We start from the raw sequence: 24,716 nt of genomic DNA on the forward strand, positions 1-24,716 counted from the left end.
GTCCCCGATCGGGTGGAGGGAGGGCCGGTCAGACCGTTGCGGGCTGTGCGAGCAGCTCGGCGGCGACGATCTCGGCGATCTGCACCGCGTTGAGGGCCGCACCCTTGCGCAGGTTGTCGTTCGAGATGAACAGCGCGAGGCCCTTGCCGGCCGGCGCGCTCTGGTCGGGACGGATGCGCCCCACGAACGACGGGTCCGCGCCGGCGGCCTCGAGCGGCGTCGGAACGTCCGACAGCTGGACGCCCGGAGCGTCACGGAGCAGCTCGATCGCACGTTCCGGCGACAGGTCGCGCGAGAACTCGGCGTTGATGGCTAGCGAGTGGCCGGTGAACACGGGCACGCGTACGCAGGTGCCCGACACGAGCAGCTCGGGGAGCTCGAGGATCTTCCGGCTCTCGTTGCGGAGCTTCTTCTCCTCGTCGGTCTCGCCCAGGCCGTCGTCGACGATCGAGCCGGCGAGCGGGATGACGTCGAAGGCGATCGGGGCGACGTACTTGTCGGGAGCCGGGAACTCGATCGCCGAACCGTCGTGGACGAGTCGGGTGAGGTCGCCCTGGGCGACCGCGGCCTCGATCTGGCCGGCGAGTTCAGCCGCGCCGGCGAGCCCGGACCCGGAGACGGCCTGGTAGGTGTTGACGATGAGGCGGGTGAGCCCGGCCTCCGCGTCGAGCACCTTGAGGACCGGCATGGCCGCCATGGTCGTGCAGTTGGGGTTCGCGACGATGCCCTTGACCGCGTCCTTGATGGCGTGCGGGTTCACCTCGCTGACGACGAGCGGGACCTCGGGATCCATCCGCCACGCGCTCGAGTTGTCGATGACGAGCGCACCGGCAGCGGCGAACCGCGGAGCCTGCGTGCGGGAGCCGGTCGCGCCGGCCGAGAACAGGGCGATGTCGATACCGCTCGGGTCGGCCGTCTCGACGTCCTCGACCACGATGTCCTGGCCACGGAACGGGAGCGTCGTGCCCGCCGAGCGAGCCGTCGCGAAGAAGCGGATCTCGCTGATCGGGAACTCGCGTTCCTCCAGCAGGCGGCGCATGACCTTGCCGACCTGACCGGTCGCTCCGACGACACCGACACGTACACCGTTGCTCATGGGGATTCCTCTGGTTTCAGGGGTTGTTGTGAACCATCTTGCATCAGGATCGGCCAGGCTCCGGCCCCTGAGCCTGTCGAAGGGTCGTTCCTCAGCCTGCCGAAGGGCGGGCTCAGCGGCCGGTGCCACCGTGGACGACGGCTTCGTCCTCGCCGTCGAGACCGAACGCGGAGTGGACCACGTTCGCGGCCTTGTTGAGGGTGTCGGCACGCGTCACGACCGAGATGCGGATCTCACTGGTGGAGATCATCTCGATGTTGATGCCCGCTGCACTGAGCGCCTCGAAGAGCTTCGCCGAGACGCCGGTGTTCGTGCGCATGCCGGCACCGACGAGGGCGAGCTTGCCGATCTGGTCGTCGTGCTGGATGGCCGAGAAGCCCACCCGCTCCTGCTCCGCCGCGAGCGCGCGGAGGACCTGCTGCGCCTCGGGCTTCGGCAAGGTGAACGAGATGTCGGTGACGCCGGAGACGGCGGTCGACACGTTCTGGACGATCATGTCGACGTTGCCGCCCGACTTCGCGACGATCGTGAAGATCTCCGCCGCCTTGCCCGGCAGGTCGGGGACACCGACGACGGTGATCTTGGCTTCGCTGAGGTCGGTCGCGACTCCGGCGACGATGGGCTGCTCCATGGGTGCCTCACCTGCTCCTGGGTTGTTGCGGCCCGCGTCGTTGAGGACGAGCGTGCCTTCGTTGTTGTTGAAGGACGACCGGACGTGGAGCGTCACGCCGTGGCGGCGTGCGTACTCGACGGCGCGGATGTAGAGGACCTTGGCACCCGAGGCCGCGAGCTCCAGCATCTCCTCGCTGGAGATGCGGTCGATCTTCCGGGCTTTCGGGACGACGCGGGGGTCGGAGGTGAAGATGCCGTCGACGTCGGTGTAGATCTCGCAGACGTCGGCGTCGAGGGCTGCGGCGAGCGCGACGGCCGTGGTGTCGGACCCGCCACGACCGAGCGTGGTGATGTCGCGGGTGTCACGGTTGAAGCCCTGGAAGCCGGCGACGATGACGATGGCGCCGTCGTCGAGGGCCTCGCGCAGGCGCACGGGGGTGACGTCGACGATGCGCGCTGCACCGTGCTGGGCGTCGGTGATCATGCCGGCCTGGCTGCCGGTGAAGGAGCGTGCGACGTAGCCCATGCTGCTGATCGCCATGGCGAGGAGTGCCATCGAGATGCGCTCGCCGCTGGACAGCAGCATGTCGAGCTCGCGGGGCGCCGGGATGGGCGTCACCTCGTGGGCGAGGTCGAGCAGTTCGTCGGTCGTGTCGCCCATCGCCGAGACGGCGACGACGACCTCGTTGCCCGCTTTGCGGGTCTCCACGATGCGCTTCGCCACGCGCTTGATGCTCTCGGCGTCCGCGACGGAGGACCCGCCGAACTTCTGCACGATCAATGCCATCGGATCTCCTGGGGAAGTCGGTGCGGGCACGAGCGGCCCAGCGATCATCCTACCCATCCGGGCATTCCGCGCCGTTCATGTGACGAAGGGCACCCTCACCCGCTCCGGGGAAGGAGATCCGCCCCGCAACAGGACACTTCGGCACGTTCGGTCCTGCTGTCGCGCCGATCTCCTGCGGTGGGGAGGAGGGTGGGCCTCGGTAGGGTTGGCCTATGCAGCAGGAAGACGCGCGGGTGCTCGCGACGGTGCGACGCCTCTGGCAGGGGCTCGCCTCGCCGACCGCGCGATTCTCCGCCGGCCGCGTCGCCGTCGTCGTGAACGCCGGCTCGATGGCGTGCCCGCCCGGATGGATCGGCGTCGTCGAGATCGACGGAAGCGCCCTCGCGATCGTGCCCGACGAGGACACCGCCAGGCGACTCGCCATCGAGGACGAATCACCGAGGAGCGTCGGGACGGTCGAGTTCCTCCGCTCGCGCGTGCAGGTCGCCGAGGTCCTCGGGCCGGCGACACTCGACTACCTGCTGCCCGGGCGGTTCCGACCGGCCGAGGAGATCGACGTGGTGGCGAGCAAGGCGAGCGACCCGGCCATCGAGTCGCTGCTGTCGAAGGTGGGCGATGACGAGGCCTCGGAGAGCGGGATCTTCGGCATCACCTCGCCGCTGTTCTCGGTGCGCGAGCACGGTCGGGTCCTCGCCGTCGCCGGCTACCGGTCATGGCCGTTGGGTGTCGCGCACGTGACGGCGTTGACCGCCCCGGAGGCTCGCGGGACCGGTCTCGCGACCAGGCTGGCCTCGACCGCGGTCGAGCATGCCCTCGCGGCCGGGCTCCTCCCCCAGTGGCGCGCCGCCGACACGAACCCCGGCTCACGCGCCGTCGCCCGCAAGCTCGGCTTCTCCGCGATCGGCCGGCAGCTGTCTGCCCGCCCGGTGGTCGCCGAGTGGCCGGCGCCCTCCGCCGACGCCTGAGGCGCGCCCGGCTGCCCTGACTCAGGAGTCTGTCGGCGCGGCGCAACCCACCAGCCCCGACACACCGGACGACTCCTGAGAAAGGGCCGATGGCAAGAGGGAGGGGTGGAAGGGCGGGCGACGAGGCGGGGTGGTCAGCCGCTGACGACCGTGCGACCCTCGAAGGCACGACCGAGGGTGACCTCGTCGGCGTACTCGAGGTCGCCGCCGACGGGGAGGCCGGAAGCGAGGCGCGTGATACGGATCCCCATCGGGAGGAGCAGCCGACTGAGGTAGGTGGCGGTCGCCTCCCCCTCGAGGTTCGGGTCGGTCGCGATGATGACCTCGGTGACGGTGCCGTCGGCGAGGCGCTGCATGAGACGACGGATGTTCAGGTCGTCGGGTCCGACGCCGTCGATCGGGCTGATGGCGCCGCCGAGCACGTGGTAGAAGCCGCGGAACTCACGCGTGCGCTCGATGGCGACGACGTCCTTCGGTTCTTCGACGACGCAGATCAGGGCCGGGTTGCGACGCGGGTCGCGGCACACGCTGCAGAGGTTCTGCTCGGAGATGTTGCCGCAGATCTCGCAGAACTTGACCTTCTCGCGGACGACGGTGAGCAGCTCGGCGAGCTTCGACACGTCGAACGACTCCGTCTGGAGGATGTGGAACGCGATGCGCTGCGCCGACTTCGGACCGATGCCGGGCAGCCGCCCGAACTCGTCGATCAGATCTTGGACGATTCCCTCGTACATGGCCTACCGCCCTCCGGAGCGCGGCTCGTGCGGCTGCTCCTCGATGAATGTCGCGCCGAGGAGCTCGCGGACGACGCTCTCGCCGTACCGGTTGTCACCCGCGGGGTGGGATGTCGGCACCGGGGGCGCCTGGCGCATCCGGACCGGGGGCTGCGGGCGCTGCTCGGCGACCGGCGCCGCAGGCGGTGCGGCCTGCGGGGAGCCGACGGGCGCTGCTGATGGCGCGCCGGCAGCAGAGGACGGAGCAGGAGCCGATGACTCGAACGGGTCGGGGTAGGGCGGCTCGTCGTCCGGCGGCGGTGCGTCGTCGTCGGACGGGATCGAGACGACGTCCCAGGTGACGGTGCGCGAGCCGAGCGCGTCGCCGTTGGACGGGCCTCGGGCGGGTGCCTGCTGGCGCGGCGGGGCCGACGGCTGCCGCTGCGCGGGTGAGCCGGCCGGCGTCCCGGGGGCTCCGGATCCGGCGGGTCGCCCGGGATGCCCTTCGACAGGCTCAGGGACCGAGGACGGCTGCGTCGACGAGGCGGGCTCGGGCCCGTCGACAGACTCTGGGACCGGGGGATGCCCTTCGACAGGCTCAGGGGCCGAGGACGGCTCGGGCTCGTCGGCCGGCGGCGGCGCGACCGTCGCCCACGAGGAGGCGGAGACGGAGGTCTGCTCCTCGGCTGGGGCGACGACCGACGACGCGGGTGGCACTGGCGTGGCAGCCGACGACTCGGCGTCGACCGGCACAGCAGAGGTGGGCTCGCCACCGGCTGGTGCGACGGTGGGCCACGAGGAGCGGGCTCCCGACCCGCCGCTGCTGTCGGACGACGACGGGGCAGCGGGGGCGGGGACGGTCTGCGGCAGGCTCGGGGTCGACCAGGCGGACGACTCCGACGACGGAGCGCCGACGGCGGGCGCAGTGGCCCGCGGTGCCGGCGGCTCGTCGGCACCGGCGACCTTGGCGAGGTACTTCACCCGCACGCCGAGGACGTCGAGGACCGCCGTGCGCAGGACCTCCGCGACGCCGGTGCCGGGCGCGTGACGTGCCTTGAAGTCGTTGAGGTCGCCGTTGTTCGCGAACACGAGCGTGAGGACGTCGTCGTCCGAGTACCCGCCGACCTGGGTGTTGACGACGATCATCCACGCCTTGCGGTCGGCCTTCTCGACCTGCGCCACGATCTCGGGCCAGGCGTCGCGGATGTGCTGCAGGGTGACCGGGCCGACGCGAGGGGCCGCGGGGGTCGGTGCGGCGGTCTGCGCGTGGTCGGGCTCCTGCGCCGGTCGACGGTCGGCGGCCGCGGATGCTGTCGAGGCGGCGGCCGGGGCGGGAGCCGGGGCGGGAGCCGGGGCGGAGCTCGCCGCCGTGCTCGCGGGGACCGCGCCGGCAGGGGCCGGAGCGCGGTCGGCGACCACGGGCTGCGCCGAGACCGCGGCCTGACCGCCCTCGGCGGCAGCACCGTCGACACCGATGCGACGCTCGAGCCGCTCCACTCGGGCCAATGCACCACGAGCGGAGTCGTCGGCTGCGGGCACGAGGATGCGCGCCATCATGAGCTCGAGGTGAAGCCTGGGCGACGTTGCACCCGTCATCTGGGTGAGCGCCTCGTTCACGACGTCGGCCGTGCGGGACAGCTCGGCGATGCCGAACGCCCGCGCCTGGGCGAGCATCTTGTCGAGCTCGTCCTGCGGGAGGCCGCGGAGGACCGCCGCCGCGTTCTCGCCCGTGGCGGCCACGACGATGAGGTCTCGGAGTCGCTCGAGCAGGTCGTCGACGAAGCGGCGTGGGTCTTGGCCGGTCTGGATGACGCGGTCGACGGTGCTGAAGGCGGCACCGGAGTCGCGGGCGGCCAAGGCGTCGACCACCTCGTCGAGCAGGGCCGTGTGGGTGTAGCCGAGCAGGGCGACCGCGCGCTCGTAGTCGACGGAGTCGCCCTCGGAGCCGGCCATGAGCTGGTCGAGCAGGGACAGCGTGTCGCGGGCGGAACCGCCACCGGCCCGGACAACGAGCGGCAGTACACCGGCCTCGACACCCACGTGCTCGCTCTCGCACAGCTGCTGGACGTAGTCGAGCATCTGCGCCGGCGGGATGAGCCGGAACGGGTAGTGGTGGGTGCGGGAGCGGATCGTGCCGATCACCTTGTCGGGCTCGGTCGTCGCGAAGATGAACTTCACGTGCTCCGGCGGCTCCTCGACGATCTTCAGCAGGGCGTTGAACCCCTGCGGGGTGACCATGTGCGCCTCGTCGAGGATGAAGATCTTGTAGCGGTCGCGCGCGGGCGCGAAGATGGCGCGCTCGCGGAGGTCGCGGGCGTCGTCGACACCGTTGTGGCTGGCCGCGTCGATCTCGACGACGTCGAGCGAGCCGGAGCCGTCGCGGGAGAGGTCGACGCAGCTCGCGCAGACGCCGCACGGGGTGTCGGTGGGGCCCTCTGCGCAGTTGAGGCAGCGGGCGAGGATGCGCGCGGACGTCGTCTTGCCGCAGCCACGAGGACCACTGAACAGATACGCGTGGTTGACGCGGTTGGTGCGCAGGGCCGTCATGAGGGGATCGGTCACCTGCGCCTGACCGATCAAGTCGGCGAACGTCTCGGGCCGATACCGGCGATACAGAGCTGTGACCACCCACCAATGGTAGCCGTCGCCCCCGACATCGGAGTCGGGGATCGGACTCCTCGATCGGGACCGGGGCTCGAGCCTGGCGCGACGCGGGGAACGGGCCATCCTGGTGCCCTTCGACAAGCTCAGGGACCGGGGTTGGAGTCAGGGACCGGGGTTGGAGTCAGGGACCGGGGTTGGAGTCAGGGACCGGGGTTCAGCTCAAGGACCGGGATTCAGCTCAGGGACCGGGGTTCAGCTCACGGACCGAGGTTGGGATCAGGGACCGGGGCAGGCATCAGGGACCGGGTGGTGCGGTCGGCGCCGCGTCTGTGCGGGCGACGCCGACCGGATCGTGGGCGGCTAGAACTCGGTCGGGCCGAGCGAGGGGCGGGCGAGGAATGAGAGCGTCGGCGTCGTGAGCCCATGGAACTCGAACACCGTGAAGCGGTTCTCCCCGGCACGGAGCTGGCCGCCGGGGACGTAGAGCGTGTGCTGCGGCCCCCGCGACCAGTAGCGGCCGAGTAGGAAGCCGTTCACCCAGACGAGTCCCTTGCCCCAGGCCGCGGTGTCGAGGAACAGGTCGGTGGGCGCGTCGAGCGTGACGGTGGCGGTGAGGAGGACCGGCCCGGCACCGCTGATCGTGGCGTCGGACGTCCGCGTGGCTGCGGCGTCCACGACGGCGTCGAGGCGGTCGAGGGCCACGGGGGCGATGCCCCACGACGTGAGTTCCACGCCGTCGAGCGACACGGGCCCGATGATCCCCTTCGGCTCCCCCAGGCGCTTGCCGTAGTTCACGCGGCCCTGGTTCTCGAGGAGGAGTTCGAGCGTCTCACCCGCCGGGATCACGATCGAACGCTCCTTGAACTCGCGGGTGAGCGCGCCGACCGGCACGCCGTCGACGGAGACGACCACGCGGTCGCGCACCTCGGCGAACCGGAGCACGCCGCCACGTCCCCCGAGCGACGCCCGGTACCGCGCCAGACCGCTGAACGCCCCGAGTTCGTCCATCGTGGGGATCCGGTCGAACGCCTGGAGCGGAGCGATCTCGTCGGCCACGTCCGCGAACGGGACCTCCTGCTCGAAGGACGCGGTGAACGCCGGGGCATCCGTCGCAGCCGGCGGGATCTCCGTCGGCACCTCGGCGTACTTCGCGATCACGTCGCGGAAGGCGAAGAACTTCTCCGTCGGGTGGCCCGCCTCGTCGAGGGGCGCGTCGTAGTCGTAGGAGGTGACGTGCGAGCGGTACTGCCCCTTGTCGTTCGCGCCGCCGGTGAACCCGAAATTCGTGCCGCCGTGGAACATGTAGATGTTCACGGACGCGCCGGCCGCGAGGAGCGCGTCGAGGTCCGCTGCCGTCTCCGCGACGGGCGTCGTGTGGTGGTGCTCGCCCCAGTGGTCGAACCAGCCGTCCCAGAACTCCGAGCACATGAGCGGCCCGGTCGGTTGGTGCTCGCGCAGGGTCGCGAGGCGTTCGAGCGAGCGGCTGCCGAAGGAGGCGGTCTTGTGGAGTTGGGGGATACTCCCGTCCTCGAGCATCTGGGGCGTCGGCTGGTCGACGGTCGTCAGCGGCACCGTGATGCCGAGCTCGCGGGTCCACGCGGTCAGCGTCCGGAGGTAGTCGTGGTCGTCGCCGTAGGCGCCGTACTCGTTCTCGACCTGCACGAGGATGACGGGACCGCCGCGGTCGATCTGCAGCGGCGCGATGATCGGCAGCAGCGCCTCGAAGTACTCGCGGACGGCGGCCAGGTAGCGGGGCTCGCTGCGACGGAGGCCGAGCTCGGGGTCGTGCAGCAGCCAGCCGGGGAGGCCGCCGTTGTCCCACTCGGCGCAGATGTAGGGGCCGGGACGCACGATCGCGTACAGACCGGCGTCGGCGACGAGGCCGAGGAAGCGTTCGAGGTCGTTCACGCCCGTGGTGTCGAACACGCCGCGCTCGGGGCTGTGCTGGTTCCACGCGACGTAGGTCTCGATGGTGTTGAGCCCCATGAGCTTCGCCTTCGCGATGCGGTCCGCCCACTGCTCGGGGTGCACCCGGAAGTAGTGGAGGGCTCCGGAGAGGATCCGGAACGGCTGACCGTCGAGCAGGAAGTCGTCGTCGCCGATGGAGAAGGTGGGCATGCTGGGGCTCCGTGATGAAGGGGTGCGGATGGAGCGACCACGGCCGGCCGGAGCGGATCCCGGAAGACCCTCCGACCGGCCGCGGTCGATGGTGCTGGTGCTACAGGTGCCGTTCGGCTACTTCTCGGTGACCGTGAAGCCCTGCGTGTTGCCGTACTCGACGAGCTGCTTCTGCCAGTCGGCGAGACCGTCGTTCAGGTCGGCCTTGTTCGCGTAGGACTGTCCGACGGTGTCGGCGAAGATGCTGTTCGCGTAGACCTGGTAGGGCAGGTACTGCCAACCGGTCGACACGTCCTTCGCGCCCTGCACGAGGACCTCGTTGATCTTCTGGCCGCCGAAGTACGCGGGAGCTGCGGAGAGGAACGCGTCGGAGTTCAGGTCGGCGGTCGTCGCCGGGAAGCCACCGTTGTCGAGGAAGACCTTGACGCTGTCCTCGTCGTTGTTCAGCCACTTGAGGAAGCCCGCGGCGAGCGCCGGGTTCTTGCTCTGCTTCAGCACGACCTGGCCACCGCCACCGTTCTCGGCGTTGGCGGGCTTGCCGTCGTAGGTCGGGATCGGGGCGACGCGCCACTGGCCGGAGGCCTCGGCGACGGACGACTCGAGCACACCGGGCATCCAGGCGCCCGTGATGAGCGTCGCGATGCTGCCGTTGCCGAGCGACTTGTACCAGTCGTCGCTCCACCCGGGGACGTCGGAGAGCAGGTCGCCCTCGACGAGCTGGTTCCAGGTGTCTGCCCACTTCTTGGAGCCCTCGTCGGCGAGGTTGACGCTCACCTTGGTGCCGTCGGCGGTGAACGGACGTCCGCCGGCCTGCCAGATCATGCTGGTCGCGAAGCCGGAGTCACCGGAGTCGTTGGTGATGTACTTCGACGGGTCGGCCGTGTGCAGCTGTGCGGCTGCCGCGATGTACTCGTCCCAGGTGGTCGGCACGGCGATGCCGTACTGGTCGAACACCGTCTTGTTGTAGAACATGGCCATGGGGCCGGAGTCCTGCGGGAGGGCGTAGAGGCCGTCGCCGATGTTGACGGAGCTCCACGGGCCGGGGCTGTAGTCGTCCTTCAGGTCGCCGAAGCCGTAGGCGTTGAGGTCGACGAGGGAGTCGCTGAGCGCGAACTGCGGGATGGCGTAGTACTCGACCTGCGCGACGTCGGGGGCACCCTTACCGGCCTTGATCGCGTTCTGCAGCTTCGTGTACTCGGTGGTGTTGGTGCCGGCGTTGACGAGGTTGACCTTGACCTTGGGGTAGGCCTTCTCGAACGCGGCGACCTGCGCCTCGGCGGAGGGCGTCCAGGACCAGTAGGTGATCTCGCCACCGGCTTCGAGGGCGGACTCGATGTCCTTGGCGTCGCCCGAGGCGGTGCTGCCGCCGCCGGACGAGCAGGCGACGAGCGAGGCTCCGATCATCGCGGACGCGACGGCCGCCGTGGCCGCGCGGCGCAGAACCGTGCGAGACGGTGAGATGCGCTTCATGGGTGTTTCCTTTCACTGCGTTGGGAGGAGGAGGTGATGCCCCGGTCCCTGCCCTTCGACAAGCTCAGGAACCGCTTGTCGAAGAGTGGTGCCCTTCGACAGGCTCAGGGACCGGTTGGTGATGCGGTGGTGCGGGTTGGGAACGGCGGGGATCAGCCCTTGACGCTGCCGGCGCTCAGGCCGGACTGCCAGAAGCGCTGCAGGAAGAGGAACGCGATGACGATCGGGACGATGGTCAGGAGCGATCCGGTGATCACGAGGTTGAAGATCGGTTGTGCGGCGACACCGGTGGCCTGGGCGCTCCACTGGCTGAGCCCGACGGTGAGCGGATACCAGGTCGGCTCCGACAGCATGATGAGCGGCAGGAAGTAGTTGTTCCAGGTCGCGACGATCGCGAAGAGGAGCACCGTGACGATGCCGGGGCCGAGGAGTCGCAGTGAGATCGTGAAGAAGGTGCGGAACTCCCCCGCGCCGTCCATGCGGGCGGCCTCGAGCAGTTCGGTCGGGACCGCGTCGACCGCGTAGGTCCAGATGAGGTACAGGCCGAACGGGCTGACGAGCGAGGGCAGGATGACGGCCCACGGCGTGTTCGTGAGGCCGAGCTGGCTGAACATCAGGAAGGTCGGGACGGCGAGCGCCGTGCCCGGCACTGCGATGGAGCCGAGGATGATCGCGAAGACGGCGCGCTTGCCGGGGAAGCGGAACTTCGCGAGGCCGTAGCCGCCGATCGTGGCGAGCAGCGTCGCCCCACCGGCACCGACCACCACGTAGAGCAGTGTGTTGCCGAACCAGCCGACGAACTGCCCGTCGCGGTAGGTGAGGGTGTCGACGATGTTCTGCCAGAGGTTGAACCCGCCGTCGCCGAACCAGAGGCCGAAAGAGGTGAAGAGGTCGGGCTGGGACTTCGTCGCGTTGATGACGAGCCACAGGATCGGGACGACCGAGTAGATGAGGAAGACGGCCATGACGATCGTGAGGACGATCGAGCGCTTGCGGCGCGGGTCGTGGCGCTTCCGGGTGGGCCGGTCGAAGGCACGCGGGTTGCGGGCGGTCCTGGTCGACACGGTCTGCGGACGGACGGTCGGGTTCGAGACGGTGGCCATCAGCTGTTCTCCTGTCGGGAGCCGCGCACCTGCACGACGTAGGCGATGACGGCGGTGATGACGCCCATGATGATCGCGACCGTCGCCGCGAGGTTGAACTGCTGGCCGGCGAAGGACAGGTTGTAGGCGTACATGTTCGGGGTGAAGTTGCTCGTGATCACGTTGGGTGCGAGGTTCTTCAGCAGGTTCGGCTCGTTGAAGAGCTGGAACGAGCCGATGACGGAGAAGATCGTCGCGATGACGAGGGCTCCGCGGAGGGCGGGGATCTTGATGCTGAAGACGGTGCGGAACTGTCCGGCCCCGTCGATCTCGGCCGCCTCGTAGATCTCACCGGGCACGACGCGGAGGGCGGCGTAGAAGATGAGCATGTTGTAGCCCATGAACTCCCACGTCACGATGTTGCCGATGGAGGCGAGGACGGCCTGGGAGCTGAACGGCTCGAGGATCTGGGCGCCGACGAGGTCGTTGAAGCTACCGGCGAGACCGAACTGGTCGCCGTAGATGAAGCCCCAGATGAGCGCCGCGACGACGCCCGGGACGGCGTACGGCAGGAAGAGCGCGATGCGGAAGAAGGCGGCGCCGTGGAGCCTGGCGCTGTCGAGCGCGAGCGCGGCGGTGAGCGACAGGGCGAGCATGATCGGCACCTGCACGACGAAGAACAGTGCGACGCGACCGAACGGCTCCCAGAACTTCGGGTCCTGGAGGACCTGGGCGTAGTTCTCGAAACCGACGAAGGCGTTGCCGCCGATGAGCTTCTCCTGGAAGAAGCTGAGGTAGAGCGCGTAGACGAGCGGGGCGATGATCATCAGCGCGAAGACGATCATGAAGGGGGCGATGAACGCCCAGCCCTTCCAATCCCGGCGGTCGCGTCGGTGGACACGGACCGCTGGTGGCCGGCCGGTGCGAGCGGTCGTGGTGGTCATGGGCAGCTTCCTTGCTGGGATTCGGGCGGAACCGTCGTGCGGTGGAGCCGTGCGGGGAGGGATCGCGATGGATGTTTACGTCAACATCTGATCGGTACCATAGCATGTTCACGTCAACATGCAAGGATGGATGCGACGATAGGGAGACCATGACGGACACCACCCGGAGAGCGCCTGGCCGCACCAGGCGAGCACCGTCGATGGCGGACGTCGCGGCGCACGCCGGCGTCTCCTCGCAGACCGTCTCCCGCGTCGCGAACGGCCTGACCAACGTCGACGACGGCACCCGCGACCGCGTGCTCGAGGCGATGACCGAGCTCGGCTACCGCCCGAACAAGGCCGCGCGAGCGTTGCGGTCGGGGCGCACCCGCAGCATCGGGATCACGATGTTCACGCTCTCCTCCTACGGCAACATGCGCACGCTCGACGCGATCACGGTCCAGGCCGCACGGGCCGGCTACTCGGTCACGGTCGTCCCCGTCGAGTACCCCACGCAACGCGATGTCGCGGTCGCCCTCGACAGCCTCCGCGAGCAGGACGTCGACGGACTCATCATCGTCATCGAGTCGCACATCGTCGACGGCGCCGACGTCGAACTCCCCTCCGGCCTGCCGGTCGTCGTCATCGACTCCGCGGCACGCACCGACTACCCGGTCGTCGACAACGACCAGGCGCAGGGCGCGGCGCTCGCCACCCAGCACCTGCTCGACCTCGGACACCAGGGCGTGTGGCACATCGCCGGCCCCCGCACCTCGTACTCGGCGGCTCGTCGCGAGCAGAGCTGGGCCGACACGCTGCGCGAGGCCGGCATCACGCCGCCGCCCGCGTTCCGTGGCGACTGGTCGACGACCTCGGGGTACGAGATCGGCCTCGAGATCGCCGAGCGCCCGGAGATCACGGCCGTGTTCGCGTCGAACGACCAGATGGCGCTCGGACTCCTGCGCGCCCTGCACGAGCGCGGGCGTGCGGTCCCGGAGTCGATCAGCGTCGTCGGCTTCGACGACACCCCGGAGTCGGACTCGTTCTGGCCACCGCTCACGACGGTGCACCAGGACTTCGACGAGATCGGACGCCGGGCGATCACCACCCTCCTCCGCGAGATCGAGGAGGGCCCGCAGCTCTCCACCGAGCCCCTCACGCCGACGTCCCTCGTCGTCCGCGCGAGCACGGCTCCCCCACCCGCGCACTGAGGCGAGGCAGTTCGTCGTCCGCGCCGCCGAGGAACGACGATGTGCCGCACTTCGACGGGTTCAGCGATCGGGCATCGCTTGACACCCGAGCGAGGGGGCGCCCATACTCGTCGGGAATGTTGACGTGAACACGGCAGTTCGACACCGCTCGATGTTCACGTGAACATCCCCTGTACCACGGCCTCCAACGAAGGAACCACCGATGACACTGCCGTCACCAGTCCGCCGACGAACGATCGGAGCGACCGTCGCCGTCGCCCTCGGCATCGCCGCGATCGCACCAGCACTCGCCACCGTGGACGCCGCTCCTGCGGCCGCCGCGGAGAGCACTCCCCTCACCATCACCCCCAACCCGGCCTACCAGAACGAGGCGTTCGAAGGCTGGGGAACGAGCCTCGTCTGGTTCGCCAACGCCACGGGCGACTACCCCGAGGACGTCCGCCAGGACCTCTTCGACAAGGTGTTCGGCGAGGACGGCCTCAACCTCAACATCGCGCGCTACAACATCGGTGGCGGCAACGCGAGCGACGTCCCGCCCTACCTGCGGGCCGGCGGCGCGGTCGACGGCTGGTGGAACCCGGACCTCGCAGCAAGCGACGCCGACGGCCCCATCACCTCCGACTACGCCGACCGCGACCGCTACGCCGCCGCCTGGGACGCCGACGACCCGGCCTCCTACGACTTCGACGCCGACGAGACCCAGCGCTGGTGGCTCACGGCACTCAAGGACAAGATCACCAAGTGGGAGGCGTTCAGCAACTCCCCGCCGTACTTCATGACCGAGAGCGGCTACGCGTCGGGCAACTTCAACGCCGCCGACGAGCAGCTGAAGCCGGAGAGCGTCGACGACTTCGTCGCCTACCTCACCACCGTCGTCGACCACCTCGAGGCCGACACCGGTGTCGACTTCGACACCATCGACCCCTTCAACGAGCCGAACACGAACTACTGGGGCACCCAGATCGACGAGGCCACCGGTTGGCCGAAGGGCGGACGCCAGGAGGGTGCACACATCGGCCCGGCCATGCAGGACACCGTCATCAAGGCCCTCGCCGAGCGCCTCGCGGCCGAGGGCACCTCGACCGAGGCCGTCATCGCGGCCATGGACGAGACGAACCCGGGCATCTTCGCGACGAACTGGAACGGCTGGTCGCAGACCGCCAAGGACCTCGTCACGCAGCTCAACGTCCACAGCTACGGCCAGGGCGGCAGCGTCGTCGCGCGCGACATCGCGAAGACCGCCGGCAAGCCGCTGTGGATGAGCGAGGTCGAGGGCAACTGGGACTCCAGCGGCAAGCACAACCTCACGAACATCGACAACGGCATCGGTATGGCGACGCACCTCATCGACGACCTCCGCAACCTGGAGCCGACCGCGTGGGTGCTCTGGCAGCCCGTCGAGGACCTCTACAACATGGAGAAGGTCGAGAAGCTCAACTGGGGCAGCGTCCTCATCGACTTCGACTGCAACGCCGAGGGCGACTCCGAGCGACGCATCGCCGACGGCGACGCCGACCCGAGCTGCTCCGTGAAGACGAACGCGAAGTACAACACGCTCCGCAACTTCACCCACTACGTGCAGCCCGGTGACCACCTCATCCCCTCCACCGACGCGCAGACCACCACGGCGCTCCGTGCCGACGGCACCGGCGCGACCCTCGTGCACGCCAACCCGTCGACCTCGGCTCGGACGATCACGATCGACCTGTCGAAGTTCGCGGACATCGCTCCCGGCGCGACGGTCACGCCGATCGTGACGACGGAGTCCCCCGCGGACGACGTCACCGCCAACGCACTCGTGCGGGGCGACGCCGTGTCGATCGACCCGGTGACCAAGCAGGCGACACTCACCGTCCCGGCGAAGTCGGTCACCACCTTCCTCGTCGACGGCGCGACCGGTGTCGCAGCCGATGCGGCACCGTTCCAGGACGGACACGCCTACCAGCTCGTCGGCAAGCAGAGCTCGAAGGCGTTCACCGCCGCAGCCACGACCGGGACCGTCCCGGCCGGCACGATCACCCCGCGTGCCTCCGACGCCACGACCGGTGCCGCGCAGGTGTGGACCGCCGAGCGACTCTCGGGCGGCGGCACGAACACCGACCGCTACGCCGTCCGCAGCTCGTCCGGAGCACTCCTCTCCGCGAACTCCGCGGGCACCTCGCTCGTCGCTGCGACGCGGGAACAGGCTGCGGCCGACCCCTCGCTGCAGTGGATCCCGACGACGACCAACGGCTCCGAGTGGAGCCTCGTGAACGTCGGAACCAGCCAGGCCCTCGAGGTCGGCGGGCAGTCCACCGCCACGGGTGCCGCCGTTGGCGTCTACCAGTCGAACAACGGCGCGAACCAGACCTGGAGCTTCGTCGACACCGCCCTCACCGGGGTGCAGCCGGTCACGCTGCAGACCGTCGCCGGTGTTCCGGCGGCGCTGCCCGCGACCGTGGTGCCGCTGTACAGCGCGGTCCAGGGTGCTCCGGTGCCGGTCACCTGGGACACCTCCGCCGTGGACTGGAACACACCGGGCACGATCGTCGTGAACGGCTCAGGTACCGACGGCTGGGGTGCGGCGTTCACCGCGCAGGCCACCGTCGACATCGGCGGCTTCACCACCACCGAACCGGTCTCCCTGACGGTCGCGGCAGGGTCTCCGGCGAGCGCCGTCGTGGCTGCGGCACCGACCACGGTCCCGGCGCAGATCGGGGCGAGCACCAACCGCTTCGACACGCCCGTCACCTGGGACTTCAGCACCCTCGACGACGCCGACCTCGCCGACACCGGTGTGGTGCAGGTGCGCGGCGCGGCTGCCTCGAACGACCCGGCCGCGGCACCGATCGACGCACTCCTGTCGATCATCGTCACGGCGCCCGGTGAGCGGAACATCGCGCCGGACGCCACGACCGTCGCGAGTGCGACGTCCACCGAGTCCGGCTACCCCGCGAGCAACACGAAGAACGGTGTGCGGAACGACAAGGGCTGGTCGAACTGGCGCTCGTCGAACAAGCCGGCGAGCGACACCCTGAGCTACGAGCTCGGCGGTGAGCACACGATCGAGCACGTCACCTTCTACGCCTACAAGGACGGGAGCACCAACAGCTGGCCGAGTGCGTTGACCGTGCAGTTCCGTGACGCCGACGGCGCGTGGATCGACGCTCCGGGCGGTGCGGTCGCTGTGCCGGTCCCGACCGATGGGACGGCTCCGATCGTCGACGTCGACCTCGGTGGCGTCACGACGAGTGCCGTTCGTGTCGTGATGACGGCGTACGCGAACACCCACCTGGTCGTCTCGGAGGTCGAGATCTACGCGCTCGCACCGTCGGTAGCGACCGAGGCGAGCCTCGCCGCGCTGCGGGTGAACGGCACGCCGGTCGAGGGCTTCGATGCAGGCGTCCTCGAGTACGAGGTGCCGCTGGCAGGGTCCGCCGACCCGGTGGTCGACGCCATCCCGGCCGACCGCGACGCGACGGTCACGATCGAGCCGCTCGAAGCGGCACCGGCGGCTACCGCCCGCGCTGCGGCTGACGCGACCGACGGTGTCGTCATCACGGTGACGGCGGCTGACGGGGTGACCACGCAGTCGACGACGATCACCTTCGCCCGGACGGCGGTCGCGACCGCGACGCTGTCGAGCGTGGCCCGCGAGGGCGTGCCGACGACCGCGGCGGTCGTGGTGGACCCGGAGGACGCCAACGTGGTCTACGCCTGGCTGCTCGACGACGAGGTCGTGGACGGTGCCGACACGGCGACGTTCACGCCGCCCGCCGGCAGTGCGGGTGCCGCGCTCGCGGTGCGGGTCACGGTCTCGGCCGATGGCTTCGCGCCGGTGGAGACGACGTCCACGCCCGTGACGGTGCTCGCCGCCGCGGTGGACCCGGGGACCGGTCCCGGAACCGACCCGGGGACGAACCCCGGGACCGGTCCTGGAACGGGCTCCGGTGGTGGCGCGGTCGGTGGTGGTGACGGCACGAGCTCCCCCTCGGGTGGTTCGGCCGCCGGCGCCGACTCGCTGTCGCGCACGGGTGTGGACGTGTCGAGCGTCGGGCTCGTCGCGCTGCTCCTCGGCCTCGTCGGCTTCGCCTCGGTGCTGCTCGCGCGTCGCCGCCACTCCGCCGAGTAGCTCGCTCCTGACGAACCCCGTCACCCGTCGTCTCGGGTGGCGGGGTCCGTCGCGTGTCCGCAGCCGCGCGGCTCTCCGGGGGCACTTCGACAAGCTCAGCGACCGGAACGGTTCCCCCGCTCCCTGAGCCTGTCGAAGGACCCACGAGCAACCACGTACGACACGAGACGGTTCCCCGGGGCCACTTCGACAAGCTCAGTGACCGGAATGGGGAGCTCAGTGACCGGAACGGTTCCCCCGCTCCCTGAGCCTGTCGAAGGGCCCACGAGGAAGCCCCGCCGTCCGAGATGACTCGGGCGGCGGGGCTTCGTGGTGCGGGGTGACTACTCGGCGTCGAGGTCCGTCTCGAGGAGACCGGCGAGCTCGGCGAGTGCCTCGTCGGCACCCTCGCCCTCGGCGCGGAGGGTCACGACGTCGCCGTTGGTGGCGCCGAGGCTCATGATCGTGAGGATGCTCGAGGCGTCGAGCGGGCCCGAGTCGCCCAGCTCGATCGTGACGGGCACCGGCTGGCGCTTGACCGTCTCGATGAAGAGCTTGGCGGGGCGGGCGTGCAGCCCGACGCGGCTGGCGATGGTGGCTTGGCGTTCGGCCATGATGATGCTCCTTCTGCGGTTCGGTTGGTGCCGGCCGGACCAGTGGATCAGGTCAGGCTGTGGATCGGACGGGTACGGATCAGACGGTCGCGGGCACGGTGGCGACCGTGGGGGCTGCCGTGTCGGCACCCTCCACCGGACGACGACGGGCGAACCGCTTGAGCAGGACAACGGCGACCGCGGTGATGACGGTGCCGATCGCGACCGACAGGACGAACATCCCGATATTGCCGATGGCGAAGAACACGAAGATGCCACCGTGCGGCGCCTGCGAGGTCACGCCGGTCGCCATGACGAGCGCACCGGTGGCGGCACCACCGAGGATCGACGCCGGGATGACGCGGAACAGGTCGGCCGCGGCGAACGGGATCGCACCCTCGCTGATGAACGCGGCACCGAGCAGCCAGGCGGCCTTGCCGTTCTCGCGCTCGACCGCGGTGAACGAACGACGGCTGAGGACGGTCGAGGCGAGCGCCATCGCGAGCGGCGGCACCATGCCGGCAGCCATGACAGCGGCCATGATCTGCCACGGTGCCTGGTTGGCGAGCGTGCCAGCACCGAGACCGGCGACGGCGAACGAGTACGCGACCTTGTTGACGGGGCCGCCGAGGTCGAAGGCCATCATCGTGCCGAGGATCACGCCCAGCAGGATCGCCGAGACGCCGGTGAGGCCGGAGAGCCAGCCGTTGAGGCCGTTCATGAGCGCGGCGATCGGGCCGCCGAGGACGAGGATCATGAGACCGGACGCGACGATCGAACCGACCAGCGGGATGATCACGACGGGCATCAGCCCCCGCAACCACCGCGGCACGTTCAGGCGACCGAGGCCGTAGGCGACACCACCGGCGAGCAGACCACCGACGAGCCCGCCGAGGAAGCCGGCGCTCATGAGCAGCGCGACGGCACCGGCGACGAACCCGGGTGCGATGCCCGGTCGGTCGGCGATGGCGAAGGCGATGAAGCCCGCGAGAGCGGGGACGAGGAAGCCCATCGAGGCGGCGCCGATGGAGAACGCGACCGCGCCGAGGTAGGCACCGAGGCCGCCGGCAGGCAGGTTCGCGAGGCTGTTCTCGACGATGATCTTGCCGGCGTTCTCGGTGATGTCGTAGCCACCGAGGAGGAAGCCGAGGGCGATGAGCAGACCGCCACCGGCGACGAACGGGATCATGTAGCTGACACCGGTGAGCAGCCAGCGCTTGATCGACTGACCGACGTTGGCGTCCTTCTTGTCCGACGTCGACGCGGAGGCGTCACCGGCGGCGGCGGCGACCCGCGGGGCGTTCGGGTTCGAGATCGCGGCGACCGCGTCGTTGATGAGCTGTTCCGGAGCGTCGATGCCGCGCTTCACGGGAGCCTTGATGACCGGCTTCCCGGCGAAGCGCGTGACGTCGCGGACGTCCACGTCGACGGCGAAGATGACTGCCTGCGCCTTCGCGACGACGTCGGCGGGCAGCGGGGTCGCGCCGGAGGCACCCTGCGTCTCCACGTGCAGCTCGACACCGAGGCGCTTGGCGGTGGCGGCGAGCGAGTCGGCCGCCATGTAGGTGTGGGCGATGCCTGTCGCGCACGAGGTGACCGCGATGAGCACGGGCCGTGCGGTCTGGTCGCCGGCCTCGACGGGAGCCGTCGCGGCGCGCTCGGCTGCAGGAGCCGACGCCGGCTTGGGCGCGTCGCTGAGTGCGCCGTCGACGAGGGCGACCACCGCGGCGGCGTCGGGCGCCTCACGCAGCGAGGTCACGAACTCGGGCTTGATGAGCGAACGGGCGAGCTTCGACAGCAGGGCGAGGTGTGCCTGGTCGGCGCCGTCCGGAGCCGCGATGAAGAAGAGGAGGTCGGCCGGGCCGTCGTCGGAGCCGAAGTCGACGAGCGGCGAGACCCGGGCCATCGCGAGCGTCGGCTCGGTGACAGCGGCCGAACGGCAGTGCGGGATCGCGATGCCGCCGGGGATGCCGGTGTCGGTCTTGCTCTCCCGCGCCCAGGCGTCGGCGAAGAGGGCCTCGGTGTCGGTGGCACGGCCGGCGCGGACGACGAGCTCGGCGAGCGCGCGGATGACACCCGCGCGATCGGTGCCGAGGTCGGCGTCGAGGGCGACGAGCCCTGGGGTGATGAGTGGGGTGGACATCTGGGTTCTCCTTCGAAACGGATGCTGGTGCTTCGGGTGGTCGGGGTGGCCCTTCGACAAGCTCAGGGACCGGGGTGGGAGGTCAGGGACCGGGGTGGCGGTCAGGGACCGGGGACGGTCAGGGGACGGATGGGATCCGCTGCGGGAGCTGGACGACGTCGATGGCGGCGGCGTCCGTCCCGCTGAGCGCCGGCACGTCGCTGCCCGGGAGTGCCGCGGCTGCGGCTCCGTGGGCGACGGCCTGCGCGAGGCGTGCTGCAGGGGCGAGACCTGCGGTTCGGGCGATCAGGTAGCCGGCGAGGGAGGAGTCCCCCGCGCCGACGGTGCTGCGCGCGACGATCTTCGGGGCCCGGGCCGACCAGGCGGTGTCGCCCTCCACGAGCACGGCTCCTCGGGAGCCGAGCGTGACGAGGACGGCGGCGACCGGGCCGGGTCGGTCCGTGGTGCCGATGAGCGTGGCGGCGACGGACGCGGCGAGCGCCGGGTCCGCCTCGATCTCGTCGCCGGACGCGGTGCCGGTGAGTTCGGCGAGTTCGGCACCGTTCGGCTTGATGAGGTCGACACGTTCCCCGGTGGCGGCGAAGGCGGCGAGGAGGGCGGCGAGCGGCTCACCCGAGCTGTCGACGGCGACGAGCGGGCGGGTGCCGTCGGTGAGGGCGCGAGCGGCCCGGACGATGCGTGCGTAGAAGTCGGCGGGGAGGCCGGGTGGCAGCGAACCGGCGATGACGAGCCACTCGGCACTCGCGGCGGCACGGGCGGTCGCGTCGACGAGGCGTGCAGCGTCGTCCTCGGTGAGGAGCGGGCCCGGCTCGTTGATCTTCGTGGTGGTGCCGTCGGGCTCGGTGAGCGTGATGTTGCGGCGCACGGGCTGCCCGGTCGGGACGGCGAGGACGTCGATCCCCTGCGCGCGCAGCGACTCGATCATGGGGTCGGTCGATTCACCGGGCAGGACGGCGATGGTCGCCAACTCGGCGGCGGCGATGGCCCGCGAGACGTTGACGCCCTTGCCGCCCGGCTGCTCACGGCTGGCGAGGGCGCGGAGGACCTCACCGCGCTCGACGATGCCGGGGAGCTCCACCGTGTGGTCGAGCGAGGGGTTGGCGGTCAGGGTGATGATCATGCGACGACCACCTCGACACCCGCAGCCTCGAGGGCGTCCCCCAGGGTCGTCGGAACGACCTCGTCGGTGATGACGGTGTCGATCTCGTCGAGGGCGGCGAAGCGGATGAGTGCTTCCTCACCGAGCTTGGCGGCGTCGGCGAGGACGACGGCCCGGCGCGAACCGCGGACGATGGCCGACTTCACGGCACCCTCGAGCTCGTCCGGCGTGCTGAGGCCGAAGTCGGCGCTGACCCCGTTGGCGCCGACGAAGGCGATGTCGGGGCGGAACCGGCCGAGCTCGTCGACGGTCGTGCTGCCGACCGCCGCGCTGGTGATCCCGCGGACGCGGCCACCGAGGAGGTGGAGTTCGACGTGGTCGCAGTGGTGGAGCGTCGCGGCGATCGGGACGGAGTTGGTGATGACCGTGAGCGTCTGGCCGGCGGTGGCCGGGCGCCAGGTGACGAGGAGGTCGGCGAGGTGGGCCGTGGTCGTCCCGGCGTCGATGACGATCGAGCCGCTGAACGTGGCCGGGATGAGCCGGAGGGCAGCACGGGCGATCGTGGCCTTCGCGTCGCTCCGTTGGCCCTGGCGATCGGCGAGGCTGGCCTCGGCGACGGAGGCACGCGCTGCGGAGACGGCGCCGCCGTGGACGCGGCGCAGGACGCCGGAGGCTTCGAGCTGGTCGAGGTCGCGGCGGATCGTCTCGGCGGTGACGCCCAGCTCGCGGGAGACGTCGGCGACGGAGACCCGTCCGCTCGTCTTCACCCGGCTGGTGATGTGCTCGTGCCGCTCCGTCGCGTAAATGCGTCGTCCTTGACCTTCGTTTCCGGTGTTGCAGGCTTGCAGTGCGAAGAAAGTATCACACAAACACAGAGAAACACAGATCCAATTGCGTTCATTCGCCCATTTTTGGGCGAGGGAGCGTTCGTTCGCCCAAAGATGGGCGAACGGAAGGGGACCTCAGGGCGAGAGGGACGGGACCGGCAAAGGGGTGGCGGTCGGCGCAACCGTGGCGCCGACCGCCGGTTCGTCTCGCACCCGAACGTGCGAGACGGCTGGTGTCACGACGGCGAACCGGCCGACGTCGTGACAGGTCTCTCCGTCGCTTGGCGCTCGGGCAGCAGCTGGCGGAGCACTCCCCCGGCGTGCGCCGCCCACCGACCGACGGCGACCCAGCTGCGGTCGCGGACGAACAGCAGGTCGAGCGCGATCATCGCGAGCGAGAACGGCCAGAGGCCGAGGAACAGGCCGATGCCGAGGTGCATCAGGATCGTGAAACCGAGCGCGAGGATCCGCGTCGGTCGCCACAGGATCAGCACCGGGAACAGCAGCTGCACCCAGACGGACAGGAACGTGGCCACCCAGACGAACGGTCCGAGCTGCCAGGCGAGGTCGCTCAGCACCGGGAACGGGCGGAACACGTCGAGGACGAGCGAGTAGTAGAACGCCGTGCCCTCACGCCACTCGGGACCCATGAGCTTGTAGATGCCGGAGTTCACGTAGACGAGCATGATCTGGTACGCGCAGAGCAGGACCGCCGTGTTGTTGGCGGCGTTCGCGAGCCACGCCGGGATCGTGAACCGACCGCGCAGGATCGGCCGCGGCGCTCGACCCCGCCGCTTGGCGAGCCACGCGTCGACCGACCAGTGACGCGACAGGTCCGCGAACACCAGGAACAGCAGCGTGATGCGGATGATCGTGTCGCCGCCGTTGGTCAGCACCGTGCTGTTGGTCGCGAGCCCAACCCAGAACACGAGCAGGACGGGCGTGACGAACCTGGTCTGCCAGCCGATGAGGAACAGCAGGCCGAGCACGATGAGCACCCCGTAGGCGAGGTCGAAGACGAAGGCGCTGTCCTTGGTGAAGACGACCTCGAACAGCGGGAACCACGCGCGACGGTTCGCCTCCGGGTCGACCCACTTCGACGCGACGCCCCAGAGGTAGTGGCGGTCGGCGAGGCTGGTGAACAGGAAGCTGACGATCGCGACACCGTAGAGGATCCGGAGGGCGGAGAGGCTGTAGCCGGCGTGCTTGGCACCCGTGACCCAGCCGGCGAACCGGTCGAACGACGCTCGGACGGCGTTCATCGTGCACCTCCGTAGCGGGTGATGACGTCCCGGTAGACGGCGAGGGTCTCCGGGTCGATGACGCCGTCGACGTGCCGCCAGCCGAAGGTGACGGCAGTGTCGTCGAACTGCTGCTCCTCGGAGAAGCGGTTGTCGAAGTCGTTCGGGCGGGCGCGGTCGATCCGCCACCGGACGCGCTCGACGTCCTGGTCGAAGTACGCCGTGGAGAACGCGGTCGCGTACTCCTTGAGCATGTAGTCGTAGCGGAGGAACCGGACGATGTCGCCCTGCCCTGAGCCTGGGGTCGTGCTGACGGCGTCGAGGTCGGCGATGAGCGACTCGGCCGACTGGGCGCGATACCCGCCACCATCGGCCCGCTGGATGAAGGTGTCGCGGACGATCTCCCGCTGCTGGGCGTCGAGCGCGAGGTACCGGGTGTTGTAGGCGAGCATCGCGTTCCACGAGGACTTCTGGATCCGCGAGGGCTCGGCGTGGCCGGGGACCGCCTGCTGCTCGAGCTTCGTGACGTTGACCCAGTCGGACTTCACGAGGGTCCCGTCGGCGTCGCGCCACTGGGCTTGGACGGAGAAGGTGATGTTCGTCTTCATGATGCTCGGCGCGAAGACGTTCCACTTCTGCGTGAAGTACGGTCCGGCCGCGGCGACGACGGCACCGCGGACGGGTGTGGTCGGCGAGACGATGACGAGGGTGCCGGCGACGTAGACGCCGACGAGGGCGATCGAGACCGCGGCGGCGATGCGAGCGGCCCGCTTCGGTGGGACCACCGGCGCCGGTCCCTCAGTGCCCCTTGATCCCTGAGCGCCCGTCGGTCCCTGAGCGCCCGTCGGTCCCTGAGCTTGTCGAAGGGCCCCCGCAGAAGCCTGCCCTTCGACAGGCTCAGGGACCGGTTGCCCGGCCTCGAGCCCCTCGGCGCCGTCCGGTCCTTCGGCTCTGTCCGGTCCCTGAGCCTCTCCCGGCCCCTGAGCTTGTCGAAGGGCGTCAGAACGCTCCCCGACGGATGTGCGTGTGATCGGAGTCACGGTTCCTCCTTGGTGCTGGGTGATGATGAACCGCGGGGGCACCCGTTCGGTGGCGCCGTCCGCGGGGAAGGAGTGGGCCGCGCCGACCCGAATGCGGCGCGG

At 70.0% G+C, this 24,716-nt stretch carries 17 protein-coding genes; 3 read left to right on the forward strand and 14 right to left on the reverse strand.

All coding sequences use genetic code 11. The features are described 5' to 3' along the window. Positions 1–28 precede the first annotated feature (28 nt). On the reverse strand, positions 29–1,096 hold the full coding sequence (locus QRN44_RS08825) for an aspartate-semialdehyde dehydrogenase (protein WP_079003135.1): 1,068 nt from the start codon (positions 1,094–1,096) through the stop codon (positions 29–31). A gap of 112 nt (positions 1,097–1,208) precedes the next feature. Continuing rightward, entirely contained in the window at positions 1,209–2,495 is a 1,287-nt protein-coding gene (locus QRN44_RS08830; RefSeq protein WP_064296092.1) for an aspartate kinase, read from the reverse strand. Positions 2,496–2,707: 212 nt separating this feature from the next. Between QRN44_RS08830 and QRN44_RS08835 the strand changes: the two genes are divergently transcribed. Then, on the forward strand, positions 2,708–3,460 hold the full coding sequence (locus tag QRN44_RS08835; protein WP_064296091.1) for a GNAT family N-acetyltransferase: 753 nt from the start codon (positions 2,708–2,710) through the stop codon (positions 3,458–3,460). A gap of 134 nt (positions 3,461–3,594) precedes the next feature. On the opposite strand, the gene recR is transcribed toward QRN44_RS08835, so the two are convergent. The 6 genes from recR to QRN44_RS08865 all read right to left on the reverse strand — a co-directional run bounded on the left by recR (position 3,595) and on the right by QRN44_RS08865 (position 12,391). Next, entirely contained in the window at positions 3,595–4,194 is a 600-nt protein-coding gene (gene recR / locus QRN44_RS08840; RefSeq protein ID WP_056014479.1) for a recombination mediator RecR, read from the reverse strand. Between the two features lie 3 nt (positions 4,195–4,197). After that, positions 4,198–6,801 carry a DNA polymerase III subunit gamma and tau gene (locus tag QRN44_RS08845; protein WP_285038902.1) on the reverse strand — a complete coding sequence of 868 codons (2,604 nt, stop codon included), beginning with the start codon at positions 6,799–6,801 and terminating at the stop codon, positions 4,198–4,200. A gap of 336 nt (positions 6,802–7,137) precedes the next feature. Further along, a complete protein-coding gene (locus QRN44_RS08850) occupies positions 7,138–8,895 on the reverse strand; it encodes a glycoside hydrolase family 35 protein (RefSeq protein ID WP_285038903.1) in 1,758 nt (585 codons plus the stop codon). 117 nt (positions 8,896–9,012) lie between these two features. Further along, positions 9,013–10,365, reverse strand: coding sequence for an ABC transporter substrate-binding protein (locus tag QRN44_RS08855; RefSeq protein WP_285038904.1), 1,353 nt, complete (start codon positions 10,363–10,365; stop codon positions 9,013–9,015). Between the two features lie 152 nt (positions 10,366–10,517). Continuing rightward, entirely contained in the window at positions 10,518–11,468 is a 951-nt protein-coding gene (locus QRN44_RS08860; RefSeq protein WP_064296051.1) for a carbohydrate ABC transporter permease, read from the reverse strand. Next, entirely contained in the window at positions 11,468–12,391 is a 924-nt protein-coding gene (locus tag QRN44_RS08865) for a carbohydrate ABC transporter permease (RefSeq protein WP_064296050.1), read from the reverse strand. The genes QRN44_RS08860 and QRN44_RS08865 overlap by 1 nt, the downstream gene beginning before the upstream one ends. Positions 12,392–12,540: 149 nt before the next feature. On the opposite strand from QRN44_RS08865, the gene QRN44_RS08870 reads away from it, so the two are divergent. After that, entirely contained in the window at positions 12,541–13,581 is a 1,041-nt protein-coding gene (locus QRN44_RS08870) for a LacI family DNA-binding transcriptional regulator (RefSeq protein WP_254628347.1), read from the forward strand. 202 nt (positions 13,582–13,783) lie between these two features. Beyond that, positions 13,784–17,692, forward strand: a complete 3,909-nt coding sequence (locus QRN44_RS08875; RefSeq protein WP_285038905.1) for a glycoside hydrolase — start codon at positions 13,784–13,786, stop codon at positions 17,690–17,692. A 323-nt stretch (positions 17,693–18,015) separates the two neighbouring features. Here the strand turns inward: QRN44_RS08875 and QRN44_RS08880 are convergent, their stop codons facing one another. The 6 genes from QRN44_RS08880 to QRN44_RS08905 form a co-directional block, all read right to left on the reverse strand. Then, entirely contained in the window at positions 18,016–18,285 is a 270-nt protein-coding gene (locus QRN44_RS08880; protein WP_056014456.1) for an HPr family phosphocarrier protein, read from the reverse strand. Between the two features lie 79 nt (positions 18,286–18,364). After that, complete coding sequence (locus QRN44_RS08885) at positions 18,365–20,407, reverse strand: PTS fructose transporter subunit IIABC (RefSeq protein WP_285038906.1); 2,043 nt, start codon at positions 20,405–20,407, stop codon at positions 18,365–18,367. A 118-nt stretch (positions 20,408–20,525) separates the two neighbouring features. Further along, positions 20,526–21,527, reverse strand: a complete 1,002-nt coding sequence (locus QRN44_RS08890; protein WP_285038907.1) for a 1-phosphofructokinase family hexose kinase — start codon at positions 21,525–21,527, stop codon at positions 20,526–20,528. Then, positions 21,524–22,354, reverse strand: coding sequence for a DeoR/GlpR family DNA-binding transcription regulator (locus QRN44_RS08895; protein ID WP_350310095.1), 831 nt, complete (start codon positions 22,352–22,354; stop codon positions 21,524–21,526). Before QRN44_RS08895 ends, QRN44_RS08890 begins: the two co-directional genes overlap by 4 nt. Before the next feature lie 215 nt (positions 22,355–22,569). Continuing rightward, positions 22,570–23,595, reverse strand: a complete 1,026-nt coding sequence (locus QRN44_RS08900) for an HTTM domain-containing protein (RefSeq protein WP_285038908.1) — start codon at positions 23,593–23,595, stop codon at positions 22,570–22,572. Then, the gene (locus QRN44_RS08905; RefSeq protein ID WP_285038909.1) at positions 23,592–24,359 is read right to left on the reverse strand and encodes a DUF5819 family protein; all 768 of its coding nucleotides are present in this window, start codon (positions 24,357–24,359) and stop codon (positions 23,592–23,594) included. The genes QRN44_RS08900 and QRN44_RS08905 overlap by 4 nt, the downstream gene beginning before the upstream one ends. Between the last annotated feature and the right edge of the window lie 357 nt (positions 24,360–24,716).

Source organism: Plantibacter sp. lyk4-40-MEA-4 (assembly GCF_030209415.1).
Taxonomy (GTDB): domain Bacteria; phylum Actinomycetota; class Actinomycetes; order Actinomycetales; family Microbacteriaceae; genus Plantibacter; species Plantibacter flavus_A.

Coding starts and splice junctions, on each gene's coding strand:
- QRN44_RS08860 (WP_064296051.1), bottom strand. CDS start 11,468: ATGGCCACCGTCTCGAACCCGACCGTCCGTCCGCAGACCGTGTCGACC.
- QRN44_RS08855 (WP_285038904.1), bottom strand. CDS start 10,365: ATGAAGCGCATCTCACCGTCTCGCACGGTTCTGCGCCGCGCGGCCACG.
- QRN44_RS08875 (WP_285038905.1), top strand. CDS start 13,784: ATGACACTGCCGTCACCAGTCCGCCGACGAACGATCGGAGCGACCGTC.
- QRN44_RS08870 (WP_254628347.1), top strand. CDS start 12,541: ATGACGGACACCACCCGGAGAGCGCCTGGCCGCACCAGGCGAGCACCG.
- QRN44_RS08880 (WP_056014456.1), bottom strand. CDS start 18,285: ATGGCCGAACGCCAAGCCACCATCGCCAGCCGCGTCGGGCTGCACGCC.
- QRN44_RS08900 (WP_285038908.1), bottom strand. CDS start 23,595: ATGAACGCCGTCCGAGCGTCGTTCGACCGGTTCGCCGGCTGGGTCACG.
- recR (WP_056014479.1), bottom strand. CDS start 4,194: ATGTACGAGGGAATCGTCCAAGATCTGATCGACGAGTTCGGGCGGCTG.
- QRN44_RS08835 (WP_064296091.1), top strand. CDS start 2,708: ATGCAGCAGGAAGACGCGCGGGTGCTCGCGACGGTGCGACGCCTCTGG.
- QRN44_RS08885 (WP_285038906.1), bottom strand. CDS start 20,407: ATGTCCACCCCACTCATCACCCCAGGGCTCGTCGCCCTCGACGCCGAC.
- QRN44_RS08850 (WP_285038903.1), bottom strand. CDS start 8,895: ATGCCCACCTTCTCCATCGGCGACGACGACTTCCTGCTCGACGGTCAG.
- QRN44_RS08890 (WP_285038907.1), bottom strand. CDS start 21,527: ATGATCATCACCCTGACCGCCAACCCCTCGCTCGACCACACGGTGGAG.
- QRN44_RS08825 (WP_079003135.1), bottom strand. CDS start 1,096: ATGAGCAACGGTGTACGTGTCGGTGTCGTCGGAGCGACCGGTCAGGTC.
- QRN44_RS08830 (WP_064296092.1), bottom strand. CDS start 2,495: ATGGCATTGATCGTGCAGAAGTTCGGCGGGTCCTCCGTCGCGGACGCC.
- QRN44_RS08865 (WP_064296050.1), bottom strand. CDS start 12,391: ATGACCACCACGACCGCTCGCACCGGCCGGCCACCAGCGGTCCGTGTC.